The organism is Pantoea sp. X-Soil-MYKO-1785 (genome assembly GCF_059730675.1).
The window spans coordinates 1922975-1939502 of sequence record NZ_AP036000.1 but is presented as its reverse complement, the minus strand read 5'-3'; the positions used below and the strand labels follow the sequence as shown (position 1 = coordinate 1939502).

Genomic DNA, 16528 nt, shown 5'->3' with positions numbered 1-16528 from the left:
TAAAAGCGGCCCGGAGGCCGCTGGAATAATGATTAGCTGCCTGATGCTGTCAGGGAGCCAAACACAAACGCTTCAGGACGATAAACGGCCAGCGCCAGACGCTCTTCGCAGCGAATTGAAATCATGTTCTTTTCAAAATCGTCAGCGTTCTCAGTGGAGATCACCACGTTGGCGTCTTCACGATCAAAAAGCTGAGCACCAGAGTTAAACGCGCCGGTCAGGAATTTACCCAGGAACTGAGCAGCTTCTGTTGCCACCACAGGCAGGCCCCACAGCGTCGGCGTGGTCAGCTGCGCCGGATTCGCCAGGATGTAACGCCCCAGTTCGTCTTTGGTCAGCTCGATGCGCGCCCAGTCAGTGAAGTGCAGAACGTGGCCGGATGCCGGGAAACGCGCCAACTGAGCCTGCAGCATAGCCAGACGCAGCACATCAATGCCGGATTGCTTTTCTACAGCGAAAGCCGGATTGAAAGCTACAGACTGTGGAATGATGCCTTTCAGATGCGCGCCAGTACCGTCACCAAACAGAATCTCCTGCTCTTCGACATACTTCAGACCGTAACGCATTTCGGCATCCACAGTGGATTGCAGCTGAGCGAAGTCGTCCAGAATCTGCTTGGACGCTTTGAACATGTGCGCGATGGTTCGAACCGGTGTGGTTTCTTCAGCAAAAGCAATTTCGCTGTAGGGCTTCGTGGTATTTTCCGGCACCAATGCAGCGTTATTGGTGAAGCCGGTCTGCTTCACGTAATAGATCGTGTTTGACTGGGTGCGCCCCGGTGCAATCAGATCGCGGATAAAGAGGCGCTGCTTGGGAGTCTGATCAATTCCCGGCAGGCGCTGAGGTGCGATAATCTGACCAGGAACGTCAACAGTAGTCAGTTCCGATTTGACCGGGATGCTCAGACGCTTGCCACCCTCCATACTGGAGCGAATTTCTTTCATCACTTCAGCAGAAACCAACTGCTGGCCTACCGACTGTACAATATCTTTAGCGGCGTTAAGCGGCATGCTGGCAACGTGCTGCTCCAGATCACCAACAGACGCTTTCAGCGTTTTCAGGGATTCGTTCAGTGCGTTATGCTCGGTCGCGATTTTATCTACGGCGTTTTTGGTTTCAGTGGACAGGTTGCCGGATTTACGGGCTTCAGCCAGCGCATCTTCTGCTTTCTGGCTGAATTCAGATGAAACCTTTTCCAGCTTGGCCGATACCTGCTGCAGAAGTTCGTTTACTTGAGACATGTTTTTTCCTTATTCGCCGAGCGAAGCCAGCGCAGATTTGAGGGAGTTAATTACTTCAGGTTTTACTTCTTCGACAGCGCCCGGCTTGTCGTTCTCTTCGGCAGCAGCGCCCGGCATGCTGCCTAAAGCTTTCAGATGTTTCCGGCGTTCAGAGCGCGGCATGCCGCCCTTTGCCAGAAACGCATCGATTTTTCGGATAGCCGCTGCGGGGCTTTCTTCATCACTGGTAATCTCATCAGACGAGAGCAGCGCATCGGCCAGGCCTTTTTGAACTGAGTCACCACCGCCAATGAAGGATTCTTTGTCCATCAGCGCCTGAATTTCCTCCACCGGCATCCCGGAGCGGGCGGCATAGATGTCAGCCATCGCCTTATCAAAAGGCTCCAGATAATCAGCGTATTCCCGGAAGTCGTTCCGGTTGCCGGCGGCAACTATCCACGCGTTGTGGATCATCAGAAAAGCGCCACGGCCTATCTGAACCTCGTCTCCGGCCATTGCGATGATGGAGGCAGCCGACGCTGCAAGCCCCAGCACCTTAACCGTCACCTTCCCCTGGTATTCGCGCAGAAGGTTATAGATGGCGAGCCCTTCAAACATGTCGCCACCAGGCGAGTTAATATGAACCGTCACATCATCCCCGCCGAGTGAGCGCAGCGCGGCGGCAATGCGGTTTGCACTCACTCCGTCGCCCCACCAGTCCTCACCGATAACATCGAAAATAGTGATGGTGTTTTCACCTGACTGCGCGGCCGCGCGGATACTCCCATCCCAGCGATCAATGGCAGCGGCTGGTAAATCACGTTTTCCGGACGCAGAAAGCCGCCCCTCCGGCGCTGCCGGAAGAGTGTTTATTTTCTTCATTGGTTCTCCTAAGCCGCTTTTTTAAGCGGAGACTGCTCCGGCGGAATATCCGGGAAAAGAAAGGCGTGGAGTTTCATGATATTGCTGGCCTGAGCGCCAGCGTTGTTTTCACGCAGCTGATCAAGTGGCGTAAGATTCAGCTGAACGGTATAGATATCGCCACCGTCAATCGGCGGCAGATTTTCCAGTCGGCGCACGTCATTACGCGACATCCAGCCGTTCTGCAGCGCGGTTGTATAGTAAGCCGAACGGCCAGCACTGTCGGCACGGAGAAGCCCCTCGACTGAGAACTCGGCAAAGAGATCGTCATCACCATCCAGCAGGCAGCGCGATATTTCCTGTTCGATATTCACCAGCAGTGGACGCAGGGTGTTGGTCAGAAACTGCAGGTTCATACCCTCAACGCTTGAGGCCCAGCTGCTCTGTTTGTCTGCATGACCAACCATAAACGGCGGCACGCGGAACCAGCGGCAGATTTCTTCAATGCTGAATGATCGGCTTTCCAGCATCTGCGCATCTTCAGGGTTCATAGTGACACCCTGATACTTCATGCCGCCCTCAAGTACCATTATTTTTCCGGCGTTCTTTGAGCTGGTGAAGTTCTGCATGTACCTGCGCAGGCGTTCACGCTGCTCTTCGTTCAGAGCGGTTTCTGAGGAGAGAAACCCGGAACTTTGAATACCATTTTCAAAAATTTTGGCTGCAGAGTGTTCAACCGCCAGCGCTGCGCCAATCACGTCCCGACCGGTCATCATGGGCATCATGCCGCAGACACCATCCAGCCCGAACCCACGAATATGCATGATGTTTTTTAAAGGAATAACGCGCTTCAGTTTGCTTTCGGTGTAGGTGTATTCCAGCACTCCGGTATCAAGCCGCTTAACGACCATGTTTTGCGGCAAAAGCGGAATAAGCGAAACCAGCTTACTCCCGATGTATTTCTTTTCTACGAACGCATTACCCCGCAGGCAGATACTGGCCACCACCATCAGCATAAAACGGGACGGCGTCATTTCCGCATTGGGCCGCTTGCACAGTACGGCGTAGGCCGGATGATTTGTTGCCGCTTTACGCGATCCGTCTGCCTGCCGCTCGTAAACCTTAAGCGGCAGGGTTGAAACGGATTCGCTCAGCAGCCTGACGCATGCCCATACGGCTGACAGACGCATTGCTTTGTCAGCCGTAACTACCTGCCCGCTGCTGCTGGTTCCAAACCACTCCTCCCAGAATGTTCCCGTTGTCAGGCTGATAGGAACCCCCAGCCAGTTCAGCAGTGCGCTTTTTACCTTTCCAGGCTGCTTATTCTTTTTCATCAGAAACCTATCATTATCGGAGAATCAAAGAAGCCGCTCAGGTCCTGAGCGTCGTTTCCGCCATTAACCAGCATGCGGCTCTTCGCCGTAAACAGGGCAACCGGGCCATCGATTTTGTTTTCCGGCGTGCTTTTATTGGGAAAGATGTTGTCGTTTTTGTCCGGCCTGACCGTAACGTTTGACATCATCCAGGCCATGACCGGATTTTCATCATGGTGAAACTTGCTGCCGTAAATCTCTGCCTGTACTGACTTCATGGATTCCGACAGGTTTTTGACCGTCTGAGGCACCTCCACCATTGGCAGGCCCTCTTCAGCCAGTGACAGACTGAACTGCACTGCACTCCACGGGTCAAACGCGATTTCCTTAATGTTGTCGCCTTTAACCCATTCAACAATGTCAGCCTTGATCATGGCGTGATCGATAACATCACCGTCAGTCAGCTCAAGATGCCCGGCGTCAGCCCATTTGCGATACAGCTCCGCTATATGGGCAGGTGCCGTTTCCAGCCGCCCCTCTGGCAACCAGAATCGCCCCTGCATATGCGTTTCACCGGAAGGATCGCGCCATGTCTTCACTGCTGCACAGATATCAATTTTGTTTGCCAAATCGACACCAACCCAAAGCGGCCAGGCTTTTCGCTCTTCTGCTGACCCTATGGCAGGCATCTTTGACCAACGATCCATATCCATCCAGGCGCTTTCAGCGGTTACCCAGATATTCAGGTGTTTGGTAAAAAAGTTGGGTCGGGCTGCAATTTGCTCCTTCGCCTTTTTCGCCAGGCGACGCATGTCATCCCAGCGCTTGCAGATACCCAGACCGGGATTAGCTTTCGGCCAGTTGGCCTCATCAAAAGGATCGTCTTCTTCATCAAGGGTATAAATGACCGCAAAGTAAGTGTCATCATCCACCACGCCGCGTAAAACCTTGATGGCGTAATCGCGCTGCTCAAAGCAAATGCCTTCTTTGTTGGTTCCCGCCGTTGTGATGGCGAACAACAGAGACTGAAGTCGCGCACCAGTGGCGGTCTCAAGTACATCCCAGACATCGCGGGTTCTGTGAGCGTGGAGCTCATCAACTATGCCGCAGTGGATATTGAGGCCGTCGAGGTTGTTAGCGTCACTGGACAGTGGCTCAAATTTTGATGCTGAACGCTCCTGATGGATGTTCAGCTTAACGTGACCAAAGAGACGCCCTAATGTGCGGGGCGCTTTCTTGATCATGTTCTTGGCATCATCAAATACAATGCGGGCCTGATCGCGGGTTGTGGCCGCTGAATAAACCTCTGCGCCCCCCTCGCCATCGGCCCCGGTCATATACAGCCCGATTCCCGATGAAACTGTGGATTTGGCATTTTTACGTGCCACCTCGTTATAAGCGGTACGGAACCGGCGAACCATCACCGGAACGCCATCATCATCCATAACCTGTTTGCCACTCATTTCATCAATCAGCGGTATGGTGAATCCAAAAAGGTTTATCAAAATGAATATGTGCCAGGGCATCAGCTCAATCGGCTTTCCAGCCAGAGCACCTTTCACATGCGGAACGAAGTTGTAGAAGTCGAGAATGTGCTGGGCGCGGTCCTCACTGAAGTAGATACCGCGTTCCGGCCCGTGTTCTAAATCATTGAGGAATCGCTGGCACGCCAGGCGCACCAGTTCGCCAGCAACGATCTCGCCAGCCAGCACGCTTTCTGCGTACTGAATACCAGCCTGAACAGTTGCCATTCATCATTTGCGCTTTTTGAGAAACTCTTCCAGAGGATCGGCTTCGGCTGGCCCGGATGCGCCAACCTTGGAGCGGCTGGCCGGAGTCATACCAAATTCAGAGAGCATTGCCCGGATGCGCTTCCACGCATCGGACTTCATCACTGCTGCCGGATGTGCTTTAACAATATCCTCACCAGTAGCTGACACCGTTTTGTAGGTGTAGCCCTCTTCAGTAAGAACATCGCAGTGTTGCCGGTACTCGGTGTAAGCCTCGATCAGCAACTCAAGTGCTTTACCGTCGAGAGTGGTCATCACTCCAACTGCATCAAGTTCTTCGCCGATTCGCTTGAACCAGTACTTCCCCATCTTGTCCAGATGCTTCGGAACTGGGGGTACCCCTGAAGGCGGTTTTGGCTCTTTTTTGTTTACTGCCCGTTTTGATGGGTTCCCCTTCACCAAAGCCAGATGTGTCGGGGTTTTCGGTGGTCCAGGCATAATCGAAAACTCCTATTAATAACTGGTTGGGGGACCCCAAAAAAAGTTTTCTAACCTGCGGCGGTGTGAAAAAAGGTTAGGCGGCGGTCCTGCAGGCGCAAGGCCCTGAACTTTCGACCCGCCCTCCCCTTATGATGATAATCGTTCTCATCTGGGTCGATAAAGTTGCATTTGCAACTAATTTGTTGATATTGATTATCATTTGAGGCGTTCACGTGCGGTTTTGCTCTTGTGGCATGGCCAGCAGAGGGCCTCAAGGTTTGAATCCTCATCGGTACCCCCATGTGCCTTTGGCTTGATATGGTCGACAGTCTTTGCTGCCGCTGCTCTGCCATTGCGCTTACAGTTCTGGCAGAGATGCTTGTCACGCTTCAGTATACGTGCCCGCCTCACATCCCATTCGCTGCCATAGCCGCGCTGATGCCTGCTGAGCCCGTTCTGGTGCTGCTGCCATCCTTCATTGAGATGATCGGCGCAGTAGCCAGAGCGGTCCGTGGTTGTCTTAGCGCAGCCATGTTTACGACACGCTCTCGGTATTCTGGCAGGCATCGTTAAACCTGAATCCGTATAGCATTCTCTACCTGTTCATCTTTCAGATAGAAGGTAGGAACGATTGTTGGTAACTCGGTGCCAGTGGATTCAATGGTCGTGCAAACCTGCTGATCCAGTAGCTCACCGTCTACAGCAATACCAAAACCTTTGAACAAATCGCCATGATAAATCTTCGCGAGTTGAATCTTCTTCATGAGGCCAGCCTCCAGGCTTTGCGTCGTTCTGTGCGTGGTGAGTTATCAGGGTGCCGCTCAACAGCACCGCTATCCAGATGATCCACCAGCGAGTAACACGGATAGATGACCGAGCCACCACATGCATCACCAACTGCATAATCCGCAGGTGACCGATGATTCCAGCGGCTAATCACCTGCTGTAGCTTGTGCAATGGCACGCTGTAGCAGACGCCATGAACTAAACGGTTGATGGTGATGTAATCAGTCTGACGCCTGTCTGCATCAATAAGCTTTGTCGCTATCTCAAGCTGATACTGAGGCGGTCGGCCCGTGCCGAGATAGAAGCTGAGGAGATCATCAGGAAAACGTCTGAGCCAGGCTGTCACCTTCTCAGTGAAGCCGTTAACCAGCACCGCATCATCTTCCAGTATCACAACCCGGCAATCCTGCTGGCTGGCCCACTCAACAGCGCGTCGATGATTCCAGTTCGCGCCGTGCCAGCCTTCATCAATAAACAGGTATGCTTTAAGCGACTCTGCCAGCTGTTCGGCTTGGTGCCTGCGTGAGTAGTGTCCGACAACAACAAACTTTATTTGTGCTTCCACCAGGCAAACTCCTTACCGATTCCATCTGACTTGAACACTGTATGTACGCTGGGCCCGGTGACCAGCCTGTCACTGTAGCGGTGTGCAACGATACCGAATGCCATCATGTCACCAACAGCAGAGGCCGATGATTCCTGTCCCCAGAAGCGCAGCGATTCAATGTGGTAGTAAAGCCGGACGATGCCATGCGCTATTGCCATCACATCTTCTCGGGAGCCACCCAGCAGGCCAGCATTGAGCATCACATCATTTCGATGCTCAGAGATAAACGCCCTATAGATAGCTTCAGGGTGAGACTGTGTGGCCCATGGGTCAGCATACGTCTTCGGTTCAGAGCCAACGTAAATCCTGCCCTCTTCCATTTCCTGCCACGGCTGTTGAAGCATCTCAACGTCAGTACCATCTGTGCACCAGACGAAGTGATATTCAGGGTGATCGCGAAGGTGCTGCCAGATATGCAGCCAGCGCCGGAAATAGACGTTCATTTTCACATCAGGGACGGCTACCAGCGAAGCTCCTTCAGGTGCGGTATTCAGCTCATCGGCCAGCACAACCACGTCACCACCTTTTACCGACGCGGCCCACGTAGCCAGCAGGTCAGGCGATGCAGTCATTTTGGTGCCGCGCTGTGGGTCAGGCTGACTGGTCAGTAACGTGGTGATCACCGCATTGCACTGCTGCCGGTATTCGGCATAACCGGTGTATCCGTTATTGCGGCGCTCGTTGTGAATGGTCACGTTGCGCTTTACCTGCGCTTCACGGTCTGGCTTTGGAACTGAGCGCTCTACTGCCTGATGCTCATCAAGTGAGTAAATCAGCTTGTCTGAGCCAACCACATCAGCAAATGCCCAGCTGGTTAATCCGGCGTTGTGAATGCGCAGCGCCAAATCAGAATGCTCATACATGCCGCGCTGATAGATGGGATCGAATCCGCCAACCCTCTCAATCGCGCTGCGGTGGTAGTAAAGCATCACTCCCCGCTGGCCGGTGTAAGCTACGTGCCGGTCATCCCGGTAGAGAACCGCAATGTCGTTAAGCTTCTGTCCTGTCGCAAAGTCCTGAAACTGGTAAGCCAGATGCGGCTCAGTAGATTCGATGTACGGCTGTTCCCAGCCACCGGCAATCGGCCAGGCATCATCGTCCCACAGGAAAAGGTGCTCACACCCGGCATCTGTTAGTGCCTCAAGGCTGGCATTCTTTGCGGCCACAATACCGCGTGAAACATCATGACGAATAATCCTGACGCCTTCCGGCACAGTCACTGGTTTGGCTGACCCGTCATCAATAACAACCACCAGCGCACCGGCCGGCAGAAACTTCAGATGGTGATCCAGCGCGCGGGATATGACGTTATGGCGGTCATGGGTGCTGATGGCTATACCGATGTTTGAATTAACTGTTCCTGGCTTATACTCAACCCCATCAATCATGACGCGCACGGAGTTCTCCCCAGTGAAAAGGTTCTTGGCCTATGTTGCTTCATATTTTATTTTTGGCTTAACTGCATTCGCCTTTATGAAGGCAGGCTTGTATGTTTCTGATGAATATTTTTCTAGCAGCACCTTTCCCTTAGTTATGATCACCGGAGTTGGTTGCTGCATTGGCTATGTTTTAGCTATCACCTACATGAAAGGTGCTGGCTTCGCTAAAGATGTCAGATGACACCCACGCTGCATTTCCTGCTGGCTGGATGTGTTTAACACTCGGCAATGGTGAGACCACCAGCCGATGATTCATTGTGTTTATGCTGAAAAGTGAACTCAGTGAATGCAGTTTTCAGCACAAAATAAAAAGCCGCCCTTGAGCGGCTATTTAACTACTTAACCTTTGCTGCTTCCTGTATTGCATCAGCTAAAGCTTCAATACTTTTAGCTACGCCATTAAGAGAATCAGCAACGCGGGTTGAGTTGGTATTTGATGAGGAAGCTCCTAACGCTGCCTTTGCTAGTTCTAACGCAGCATTTAAAGCAATTATTCTCTGCTTCTCTGGCGTAGTAGCTCCGCCAGCAGACCTTAGATAGTTATCAAGCATAAAACCTCCTTATTGATGGAGGTTATAAGTTATCCTTAAGATTTATCCTATGGAAGCGAATAATGCTCAAAGCTTCGCAACACTACACAGCGTGGCTAACCGTTATCCCTTGTCGGAGAGATTCATCATCAGGCGCACTCGCAAATGCGCCTTGTGATGGTCACTTAACCAAGTGGGCAGCGTATTCGATGAGGTAGAGCTTTGGTGCCAGCCAGATTTTTAACCACGTCAGATTCAGCCATCCAAGCGGAAGCAGGGTAATCAGCCAAAGCATAAGCAGGAAAATAGCCTCGGGATGCTGAATAAAATCATCTCCCGCCCATTCTTTGCGAAGATATTTAATCCCTCTCCACGTGCCATATTGCGCAGCCACAAATAAAGCTGCACCAAAAAAGCTGAAGATGATGCTCACAGCGAAGTTCCACAGCAGCAACTGATGGATGACATCAGGAATCTGCGCCTGGCTGAATGACACGGCCGCATCAATGCCGTTACTGGCCTTCTGCAACAGGTCAGCAAGAATTTTATTGGCTTGTTCGTTCATGGGTTACCTTGACGGGATGATTCAATTTTACGAATGGCTGCCCGGTCGATATTGCACTGCCCCAGCACGCCATAAAGCTCTGCATTTAACGCCACGCTGTCACCGAACGTCATATCCTGTGACGGTGCTGGAACGTCAATCTGGCTGGTCAGTTCCGCCGGCAGGTTTAACCGGGGCTGCTTTACTGTCCGGTACTCCACCACCGGCGGCTTTTGCTGCGTCCCGCAACCGGTCAACAGCATCAGGGGGAACAGGAGCAGCAGCGGCTTTATTTGCTGCGAGATAACGCTTAATTTCATTCTGTAGCTTCCGGTTCTGCTGTGCCGTCACTGCGCGTTGTGCGGTAACCTGTGTCATCACCGCATTCTGCTGGTTAACCGCTTTGACCAGGTCATTTACGCTGGCGGCCAGGTCATCGTTTTTGGAGCGCAGATCGTTTATCTGGCTATCTTTGCTGTTTGCCAACTGCTCCAGCCGGTCATTAGTGGCGCTCAGCTGTGAATTACGGGCGTTAAGCCCCCACAGGCAGACGCAGATAAGGCCGATGATGATGAGATGCGAATAATTTCGGATAAAGCCGATTACGTTGAACATAGAATCCCCTTAGCTTTGATTAAGCGGGATTTCCTGTCGTCCAGACCATTGGTGCCACCGTTAATAATTCTGGTGATGCGGCTAACATCATCAGAATCAGCCAGCTCATTTAATCCGTGATTCTTCCACCATGCCGCCGCTGACAATGCAGCAAAGCGATAGCCCAGCAACAAATCAGGGTCTGCTACTACATCAGCGCCAAGCTGCTTTACCAGTGCCGCGTAGTTGGCCTTGCCTGTGATCTGAATCAGTCCACGCCCGCGGTATCGATAGCCATCGCCTGAATTCACATCGCCATTTCCATTACGGTTCGCGTAAATAATGCTGGCGATCATCTTCTGATTGGCCGGGTGCATTGCGTTACGCCCGTATGCTCGTGCCTGCTCAGAGGTAATGCGTTTGCCGAACATCGCGGTTAGAGCGTTCTCACTGTAATTAAGCCCCTCTTCCACCTTCAGGAACCCGGCGGATTCATGGCCTGTCTGCGCCAGAAAATGAGCCTGACGCAATGGCGTGCTGATCTGGAATGCAGAGAGGCTGGCAACAATGTGTGGATACCAGGCATCACGCAGCGCATTAGTAACGCCGGTGGCGCGCTGAAAATCACTGGGTGTCAGCATTGGTATCCCCCAAGCGCTTATCAATCAGCCTGCGCAGCTTTGATGAAAGCCAATCCACGCCGAGAAAGCCGAGGAACACCGCGACAACACGCGTGGTGTCGTCGCTGAAGTTCCAGTTAAAGATCGAGCCGATTAGCTGTAGCGTCGGCTGAAGAAAAAAAGCGAATACGCTGCACATGGCTGCATCGAGCAAGCGTCGGGGCCACGTGTCTTTGCCAATCCACGAAGCGCGTAAAATCGCCATAACTCCGGCCAGTCCCGCATAACCGGATTCGTTTTTGTGGGCGTAAAGCCAGGCAATCAGGCTGGCCCAAAACCCAACGTCTTTGTCCGGCATACGTTTCATCCTCACCTCCATTAATTGGCAGGTGCTGTCGGTAGTCAGATAAGAATTGCGCAACGCCACGGTGTCAAAGTGTGTGTGGAGACTGATTGGCGTGCGCAAAAACGAAAAAAGGCCGCCCTATGGCGACCTCTTTGAATGGGACCCTGACGCAAAAGCGGTAACTGCCTTGCCCGTCGGCAACAGGGTTAATTTTTTATCCCGCATCAGGGATAAGATTTGCTCTATCCCTTATCGCGGATAAGCCAATAAAAAAGCCCCGTTAGCTGGTGAGGCTACGGGGCTTCTTGGCATCCACATTATATGCAACTGACCCGCATTCGGCGGACCAGATAAATCTTTTTAGTGCGGAAGACTCATAAAATCCCCACTATGAGGAGATATTAATCCATTTCCGGACAAAAGCAACAGTTATCTTTGGTCAGGTATTTTTGCCAGTTCTGGTTATCTTCTGAAAGGTCTGGTCTGCGTGAGATTCTTCCTGCTCAAGCTTAACCACCAGCGCATCAAAAAAAGGTTTCCAGTTGCGGTTCCAGGTCCTCTCCTGCAGGTCAGGAATCAGCACCCGGATAGCTCTGAAAGCTTTTGTGCCAGGCGAACGCGCGAATCCTCTGCCACCACACCGATCACAATTCTTTTCAACGATAGAATTATTCTGCCTGGACATCTCAATATCACGAACGCGGCCTGTACCATTGCAGCGGCATCGCTCAGTCACTTCGCCTTTGCCGTGACATGACACACACATCTTTTCTAGCGTCTCAAGCCGGTATTTCGGGGGTACGTAATTATCGTTATCCGGCGTTGAGCAGCCAGGGTGAATCATCACATGCTCAATGCTGTTCATAATGCCACGGCCATCACAGTCGGGGCATGAATGGGTAGTTGATGCGGAGCGGACATAATCTTCATATGCCAGCTTGGATAGAACTCTGATACAGGAAGGCAGTTTTGAGCCAGCCGCTTTCAGAACGAGTTTTGGGGTTATGCGCCGGGCATGCACCATCAGAAGACCAATTACGCGATCTTTATCCCCTTCGCTTACCCCGGACTTAGCCAGAACGGCGGCTATCCCCATCGGGGACTTTGACTGACACATCCCGATAGCGGCCATCAGGTCTGTACCGGTCAGGTTTTCACTCCCCGTTGCCCGGGAAGAATCACTTATCTGCAGGCTCTTCGGGTTGAAGTGCTTCAGCGCCGATTCAATTTTCATGCTTACCCTCTCCACACACTTTATTTTTTGTCTGTCCCAATCACTCCGACTGCAATCGCGTGATCGAGGAACCTGAACAGCAGCTCTATCTGACTGCCGTATTTCGCTTCAAACGCTCTCATATCCCGGTGCAGTTCATTGTGATGCGCTCTGCATAGCGGTATCACAAATAAATCATGCGCCTTCGTTGCCATTCCTCCCTGCCCGTGTCCAATGATGTGATGAGGATCGTCAGCCTGCACGCCGCAGCATGCGCACTTCTGCGACTTTACCCAACGTGTGTATTTCTCACTCTCCCAGCGTTTACGCTTGGGCCGCTTCATAAACGACTCAGGCGACTCCGGATCGGCGCGCAGGTCGATTATCGTTTTGACCACCTGCACGGCATCCTGAATTATTTCCTGCGCCGGACGCGCTGGAACAATCCGGGTTTCTCTTAGCTCGCCAGTCTGGATAGTCTCTTTCGGCATACGCAGAACGCGTCGCGCCGGCGCTTCCGGTATCAGGTCAATTACATCATTCAGGGTTGCCCACCAGCAGAGTTCCGGAAGTGACAGCTGGTGATCGCCAGGCAAAGCCATCTGGCTGCATGCGGCCCTGATAATCCAGAGTGCGGTGTTGCCCTGCGCAATGTTTTCCAGGCGACCGGGCGCGCCATTCTGCCTGAACTCATTATCGTGGCTGTAGCAAAGGGACACCAGGCCGTTTTCAGTTTCTGACACAGTAAATTCGTGGTGATGCCATGTCCCGGGCTGCTCCCACTGGCAGCAGCTGAACGTCTGCACGAAAGACGCCAGCGCATTACGCCCACCAGCGGCTTTTATCACGCGCTCGTGACTGAAAAAGGGAAGCAGTGAGGGCTCGTCCAGTAACGGCTGTGTCCAGTCATTTATCCGCCCTGATGGCATGTCTGCCATATCCATCGTTGGTGTGCTGATCACCACCCGGCCCTGAAACAGCTTTAACAGGTCTGGACCTGGCTTCAGCAATACAATCCCGGTGCGCGGTGCTACCTCTGGAGTAAGTAATGCTCTCACAGTCACCTCAGTGCACGGTTTCGAGCAGTCGAAGCAACTCGGCAAATTTTGATTCGAAGAAATGAGGCTGCGTTTCTCGCGGATTTGCAGGGCTGGTGATGTTTTTACCGTACATGCAGCCTTTAGCCGTCAGAGACCAGAACAGCTTTACACCATCAGTTCCTGATCGGCTGGCTCTGCTTTTGTGCTCCACGATCCCCAGCTTCTCAAGCTGACGATAAGCCTGGCTCGCATTCATTCGAATACTGTGGGCCTTCAGAAGTGCGCTCAGCGAAAGCGTCGGACGGCTTGAACCATCTTTAGCGTCTATTGGTGCGTCGATGGCATATGCAGGCATCATGTTGGGAATGCCGTAATGCTGTTGAATCTTCTGATATGCGCCAAGCTTTGAGGAGTTGGAAAAATTCAGCATTCGGGAGGCTGATTCAAGCAGGATGATACTGGCCTGTACCTCTTCTGGCATGGAAACCACTGGCGGCATTGATGCCAGAGAGTCGTAAGTACGGATTACTTTCAAACTGAACTCGGCGCTGATCCACATCGCGTATGAGTAGACCAGTTCTTTGCATACGAAAGTACCCTGGCTCATTCCGCCCTTAATTACCGATACAGGAATTCCTGTATCGCTCAGAAGCTGAACGAGTTCACTGGTCTGTTGAAGGTTACGCCACAAGGAAGGTTCATGTCGGCGTTCGCCGCCTGCTGCACGATGAAGATCGTTAAGGCAATAACGGCCGGAGTTGTCCTGACGAACGGAAACCCCATCAATCACTAAAAGCTGATTCATGCTTTTTTCTCCACACACTGTTTTTAACTGGCCCCGCCCCATCATCTGCAAATGAACGGGACCAACCTTGTACCAACGACTGCAATTCGCTAATACACCACGCACTATATCCAATTTTACTGTTCATGTAACCAGTTGCGGACCTATGCCGCCACCGGCTGAAACTCGCTGATTACCACCTCCGATTTACCGCCTTTGGTCACCGGTCCCCACTCTACAGTGAATCGCTTAATCTGCCGGTCATCCACCCATACGCCTGCATGCGTCAGGCTGTCGAATAGCGCTTTCTGGTAGTTATCAAGGTCACGATGACGCTTGTCAGGTGGGAACAGCAGCACGTTAACTTCTACGTTCACTGTAATGGGCTGTGGTGCGCGCTTTAGCTGTTCCATAACGGCTGCAAAGGCATTGATGCGAAAAGAGCGCCCGGAGGCGCTAATTTTCATACCTGTACTCGTTGCCCGCCAGTAGCCGTTTACGCTTGGCGGGAACGGCAGAGTTAACTTCATGCAGTCTCCCCAATACCCGGCATGGTAATCTGGCCGGCCAACGACTGCACTGCCTGTCGCAGCATGCGGTAGTTCGACCAGCAAACCCGGTCTACCTGCTCCACCAGCCCGATGAACTCATGAACCGTGCACGGATGATCCACGCGCAAATCAGTCAGCGCGCCGGAGAACCGTTGCAGCTGCTCCGTTACCAGCTCTGGTTCATCATGCTGCTCTGAGAGCCACTGTTTGATCGCCTGCTCGTCCTGGTGCTGCTGGATGAGGCGCAGAGCTGACTGGATGGTGTCCTGAGGGACAACTACGTGCACAGGGTGCTCTACGGAGTCAGCCGCCCATGTATGTGCATATTTGGACTCTGCATAGGTGTATTCATGTTTCATTTTGAACGCCGCCTGAACGCAGGCCCAGACCTCAACGCCACTCAGCTCCAGAATTTCGTGCTTCAGTAGTGGAAGGTCATCGCCATCACCATTCTCAGCTATAGCGGGTGCCGGTTGTTCACTTACTGATTTGGTGACGCCGTAATGCTCTTTGGCGAGCAGGATAATATCCATCAGCTCTGCTGCCTGCAGGTCAGTTTCAAACGTCAGCGTAATGCGTGCGCCCTCCTCGCTCTGCTCTGTCTGACAGTGTTTAGCGATCAGTTCTGCCAGCTTGCGTGACTGGGCAGCACTGAACTGCGGCATAGCATCGGTCTTTGTCAGCTTCTTCTTCCCTGCCGCCTTAGCTTTCTGCATCTGCTCCTGTGCAACCGATGAGGCTTTGACGCCATGTTCGCGCTGCAGGGCTACTGCTGTGGTTGCGGCCACTTCGCCGGACTTCACCATCTCAATCAGAGGCTCGCCAACGGTCAGCAGCTGGAGGTGCTGTTCAACATCGGTGATCGAACGCTTCACCTTTGCGGCAATCTCGGCTGGCTCTAAGCCCTGGTTAACGAGGCGCTGATAGGCTGCAGCACGTTCCAGCGGCAACAGGGCGCGGCCCTGACTACTGGTGACCATGAACGCCACGCTGTCAGCTTCATTTCCCACGAAGTCCTTACACTCAAGGCGCAGCGTATAGCCCGCTTCCTGTGCCAGCTTCGCACCGTAATACCGGTGGTGACCGTCGATAACTTTAATGCCCTTCTCAGTGACCTTAACAGCCAGCGGAGGCACATGCTCACCAGCGATAAAGGCATCACGGAATTCCTCGACATGGGTCTGATCGATATCACGAATGTTGTAATTAGTTTCGACATACAGCTCATCAACGCCCAGCAGGTAAGTTTTGCGGGTGGTAATGTCGGTATCGCTATTTTTTTTGTCGTCGTAAATGCGCGCTAATGTGCTCATGCTGTGGTCAGCTCCCATGTCAGGACAATAATCAGGGCAAAAATCATCACTGCTGCTGTGCGGATGGCCCGGTAGAAAATCTCATTGCGTTGGTAGTGGCTCTTCAGGTGCGCTTTCATAACAAATCCCTGTTCACACTGACTGAAATGATGCGACCGGTGTCTAGTCCACCGTAGCTGCCACAGTTGAGTGAGCCTTTCGCGGCGCAGCGATCGCAGTTCTCTTTGGCTTCGTTGCGGGATGCTTCAAACTTCGCCACCAGCATTGCCTCACGCCAGACCTGTGCAGCACGCAGCCAGAACCCTTTCTCCTCCAGTTCGGCGGCCTGCGTCGCAAGATGGCGATGCTTTTCGCTCTCTTCAGGCAACGGCGCAGTGTTGATCGAATAACTCCAGTCGCTTGACCGCTTCAGGACTCCTCTGGTGAATAACGGTTTGATAAAGCGTTTCACTGAGGTTTCATGCAGGTCAGTCAGCTTGCAGATATCGCGAACTTTCAGCGGGCCTCTGCGGGTGATCAATTCAAGAATTTTTGATTCGTGGTTAACCATGATTCTC

The 16528-nt window shown here is 52.6% G+C and carries 23 protein-coding genes; 1 reads left to right on the top strand and 22 read right to left on the bottom strand.

The genetic code is table 11. The features are described 5' to 3' along the window. Positions 1–32 precede the first annotated feature (32 nt). From AC6I8D_RS09110 to AC6I8D_RS09070, 9 genes are all read right to left on the bottom strand, one after another. Positions 33–1241, bottom strand: coding sequence for a phage major capsid protein (locus AC6I8D_RS09110; protein WP_497820000.1), 1209 nt, complete (start codon positions 1239–1241; stop codon positions 33–35). Positions 1242–1250: 9 nt separating this feature from the next. Then, positions 1251–2102 carry a head maturation protease, ClpP-related gene (locus tag AC6I8D_RS09105; RefSeq protein WP_497819999.1) on the bottom strand — a complete coding sequence of 284 codons (852 nt, stop codon included), beginning with the start codon at positions 2100–2102 and terminating at the stop codon, positions 1251–1253. 8 nt (positions 2103–2110) lie between these two features. Continuing rightward, a complete protein-coding gene (locus AC6I8D_RS09100; protein WP_497819998.1) occupies positions 2111–3415 on the bottom strand; it encodes a phage portal protein in 1305 nt (434 codons plus the stop codon). Further along, entirely contained in the window at positions 3415–5145 is a 1731-nt protein-coding gene (locus AC6I8D_RS09095) for a terminase large subunit (protein ID WP_497819997.1), read from the bottom strand. The genes AC6I8D_RS09100 and AC6I8D_RS09095 overlap by 1 nt, the downstream gene beginning before the upstream one ends. A gap of 3 nt (positions 5146–5148) precedes the next feature. Continuing rightward, the gene (locus AC6I8D_RS09090; protein WP_058956833.1) at positions 5149–5622 is read right to left on the bottom strand and encodes a phage terminase small subunit P27 family; all 474 of its coding nucleotides are present in this window, start codon (positions 5620–5622) and stop codon (positions 5149–5151) included. Between the two features lie 198 nt (positions 5623–5820). Next, positions 5821–6171: an HNH endonuclease gene (locus AC6I8D_RS09085; RefSeq protein ID WP_448309800.1), complete on the bottom strand. Its 351-nt coding sequence runs from the start codon at positions 6169–6171 to the stop codon at positions 5821–5823. A 2-nt stretch (positions 6172–6173) separates the two neighbouring features. Further along, on the bottom strand, positions 6174–6368 hold the full coding sequence (locus AC6I8D_RS09080) for a hypothetical protein (RefSeq protein ID WP_448309802.1): 195 nt from the start codon (positions 6366–6368) through the stop codon (positions 6174–6176). Next, positions 6365–6958, bottom strand: a complete 594-nt coding sequence (locus AC6I8D_RS09075) for a hypothetical protein (protein WP_497820668.1) — start codon at positions 6956–6958, stop codon at positions 6365–6367. The genes AC6I8D_RS09080 and AC6I8D_RS09075 overlap by 4 nt, the downstream gene beginning before the upstream one ends. After that, the gene (locus AC6I8D_RS09070; RefSeq protein ID WP_497819996.1) at positions 6940–8394 is read right to left on the bottom strand and encodes a glycosyltransferase family 2 protein; all 1455 of its coding nucleotides are present in this window, start codon (positions 8392–8394) and stop codon (positions 6940–6942) included. Before AC6I8D_RS09070 ends, AC6I8D_RS09075 begins: the two co-directional genes overlap by 19 nt. 13 nt (positions 8395–8407) lie before the next feature. Between AC6I8D_RS09070 and AC6I8D_RS09065 the strand changes: the two genes are divergently transcribed. Then, positions 8408–8617 carry a hypothetical protein gene (locus AC6I8D_RS09065; protein WP_497819995.1) on the top strand — a complete coding sequence of 70 codons (210 nt, stop codon included), beginning with the start codon at positions 8408–8410 and terminating at the stop codon, positions 8615–8617. 154 nt (positions 8618–8771) lie between these two features. Here AC6I8D_RS09065 and AC6I8D_RS09060 read toward each other — a convergent pair whose 3' ends face one another. From AC6I8D_RS09060 to AC6I8D_RS09000, 13 genes are all read right to left on the bottom strand, one after another. Further along, complete coding sequence (locus AC6I8D_RS09060) at positions 8772–8987, bottom strand: hypothetical protein (protein WP_497819994.1); 216 nt, start codon at positions 8985–8987, stop codon at positions 8772–8774. A gap of 160 nt (positions 8988–9147) precedes the next feature. Then, positions 9148–9531 carry a hypothetical protein gene (locus tag AC6I8D_RS09055; protein ID WP_497819993.1) on the bottom strand — a complete coding sequence of 128 codons (384 nt, stop codon included), beginning with the start codon at positions 9529–9531 and terminating at the stop codon, positions 9148–9150. Next, the gene (gene lysC, locus AC6I8D_RS09050) at positions 9528–9773 is read right to left on the bottom strand and encodes an Rz1-like lysis system protein LysC (RefSeq protein WP_497819992.1); all 246 of its coding nucleotides are present in this window, start codon (positions 9771–9773) and stop codon (positions 9528–9530) included. The genes AC6I8D_RS09055 and lysC overlap by 4 nt, the downstream gene beginning before the upstream one ends. After that, complete coding sequence (locus AC6I8D_RS09045; RefSeq protein ID WP_497819991.1) at positions 9667–10125, bottom strand: Rz lytic protein; 459 nt, start codon at positions 10123–10125, stop codon at positions 9667–9669. The genes lysC and AC6I8D_RS09045 overlap by 107 nt, the downstream gene beginning before the upstream one ends. Further along, the gene (locus AC6I8D_RS09040) at positions 10113–10745 is read right to left on the bottom strand and encodes a glycoside hydrolase family 19 protein (RefSeq protein ID WP_497819990.1); all 633 of its coding nucleotides are present in this window, start codon (positions 10743–10745) and stop codon (positions 10113–10115) included. Before AC6I8D_RS09040 ends, AC6I8D_RS09045 begins: the two co-directional genes overlap by 13 nt. Further along, positions 10729–11091 (bottom strand): phage holin, lambda family, encoded by a 363-nt coding sequence (locus AC6I8D_RS09035; RefSeq protein ID WP_239670355.1) that lies wholly within the window; start codon positions 11089–11091, stop codon positions 10729–10731. Before AC6I8D_RS09035 ends, AC6I8D_RS09040 begins: the two co-directional genes overlap by 17 nt. A gap of 418 nt (positions 11092–11509) precedes the next feature. Next, a complete protein-coding gene (locus AC6I8D_RS09030) occupies positions 11510–12304 on the bottom strand; it encodes an antitermination protein Q (protein ID WP_497819989.1) in 795 nt (264 codons plus the stop codon). A gap of 20 nt (positions 12305–12324) precedes the next feature. Further along, positions 12325–13341: a DUF968 domain-containing protein gene (locus AC6I8D_RS09025; RefSeq protein WP_497820667.1), complete on the bottom strand. Its 1017-nt coding sequence runs from the start codon at positions 13339–13341 to the stop codon at positions 12325–12327. Positions 13342–13348: 7 nt separating this feature from the next. Continuing rightward, the gene (locus AC6I8D_RS09020; protein WP_497819988.1) at positions 13349–14128 is read right to left on the bottom strand and encodes a KilA-N domain-containing protein; all 780 of its coding nucleotides are present in this window, start codon (positions 14126–14128) and stop codon (positions 13349–13351) included. 143 nt (positions 14129–14271) lie between these two features. After that, positions 14272–14637: a RusA family crossover junction endodeoxyribonuclease gene (locus AC6I8D_RS09015; RefSeq protein ID WP_497819987.1), complete on the bottom strand. Its 366-nt coding sequence runs from the start codon at positions 14635–14637 to the stop codon at positions 14272–14274. Then, on the bottom strand, positions 14634–15971 hold the full coding sequence (locus tag AC6I8D_RS09010; RefSeq protein WP_497819986.1) for a ParB/RepB/Spo0J family partition protein: 1338 nt from the start codon (positions 15969–15971) through the stop codon (positions 14634–14636). Before AC6I8D_RS09010 ends, AC6I8D_RS09015 begins: the two co-directional genes overlap by 4 nt. After that, positions 15968–16090 (bottom strand): hypothetical protein, encoded by a 123-nt coding sequence (locus tag AC6I8D_RS09005; RefSeq protein WP_257023971.1) that lies wholly within the window; start codon positions 16088–16090, stop codon positions 15968–15970. Before AC6I8D_RS09005 ends, AC6I8D_RS09010 begins: the two co-directional genes overlap by 4 nt. Continuing rightward, a complete protein-coding gene (locus AC6I8D_RS09000) occupies positions 16087–16521 on the bottom strand; it encodes a PerC family transcriptional regulator (protein ID WP_497819985.1) in 435 nt (144 codons plus the stop codon). Before AC6I8D_RS09000 ends, AC6I8D_RS09005 begins: the two co-directional genes overlap by 4 nt. Positions 16522–16528: the final 7 nt, after the last annotated feature.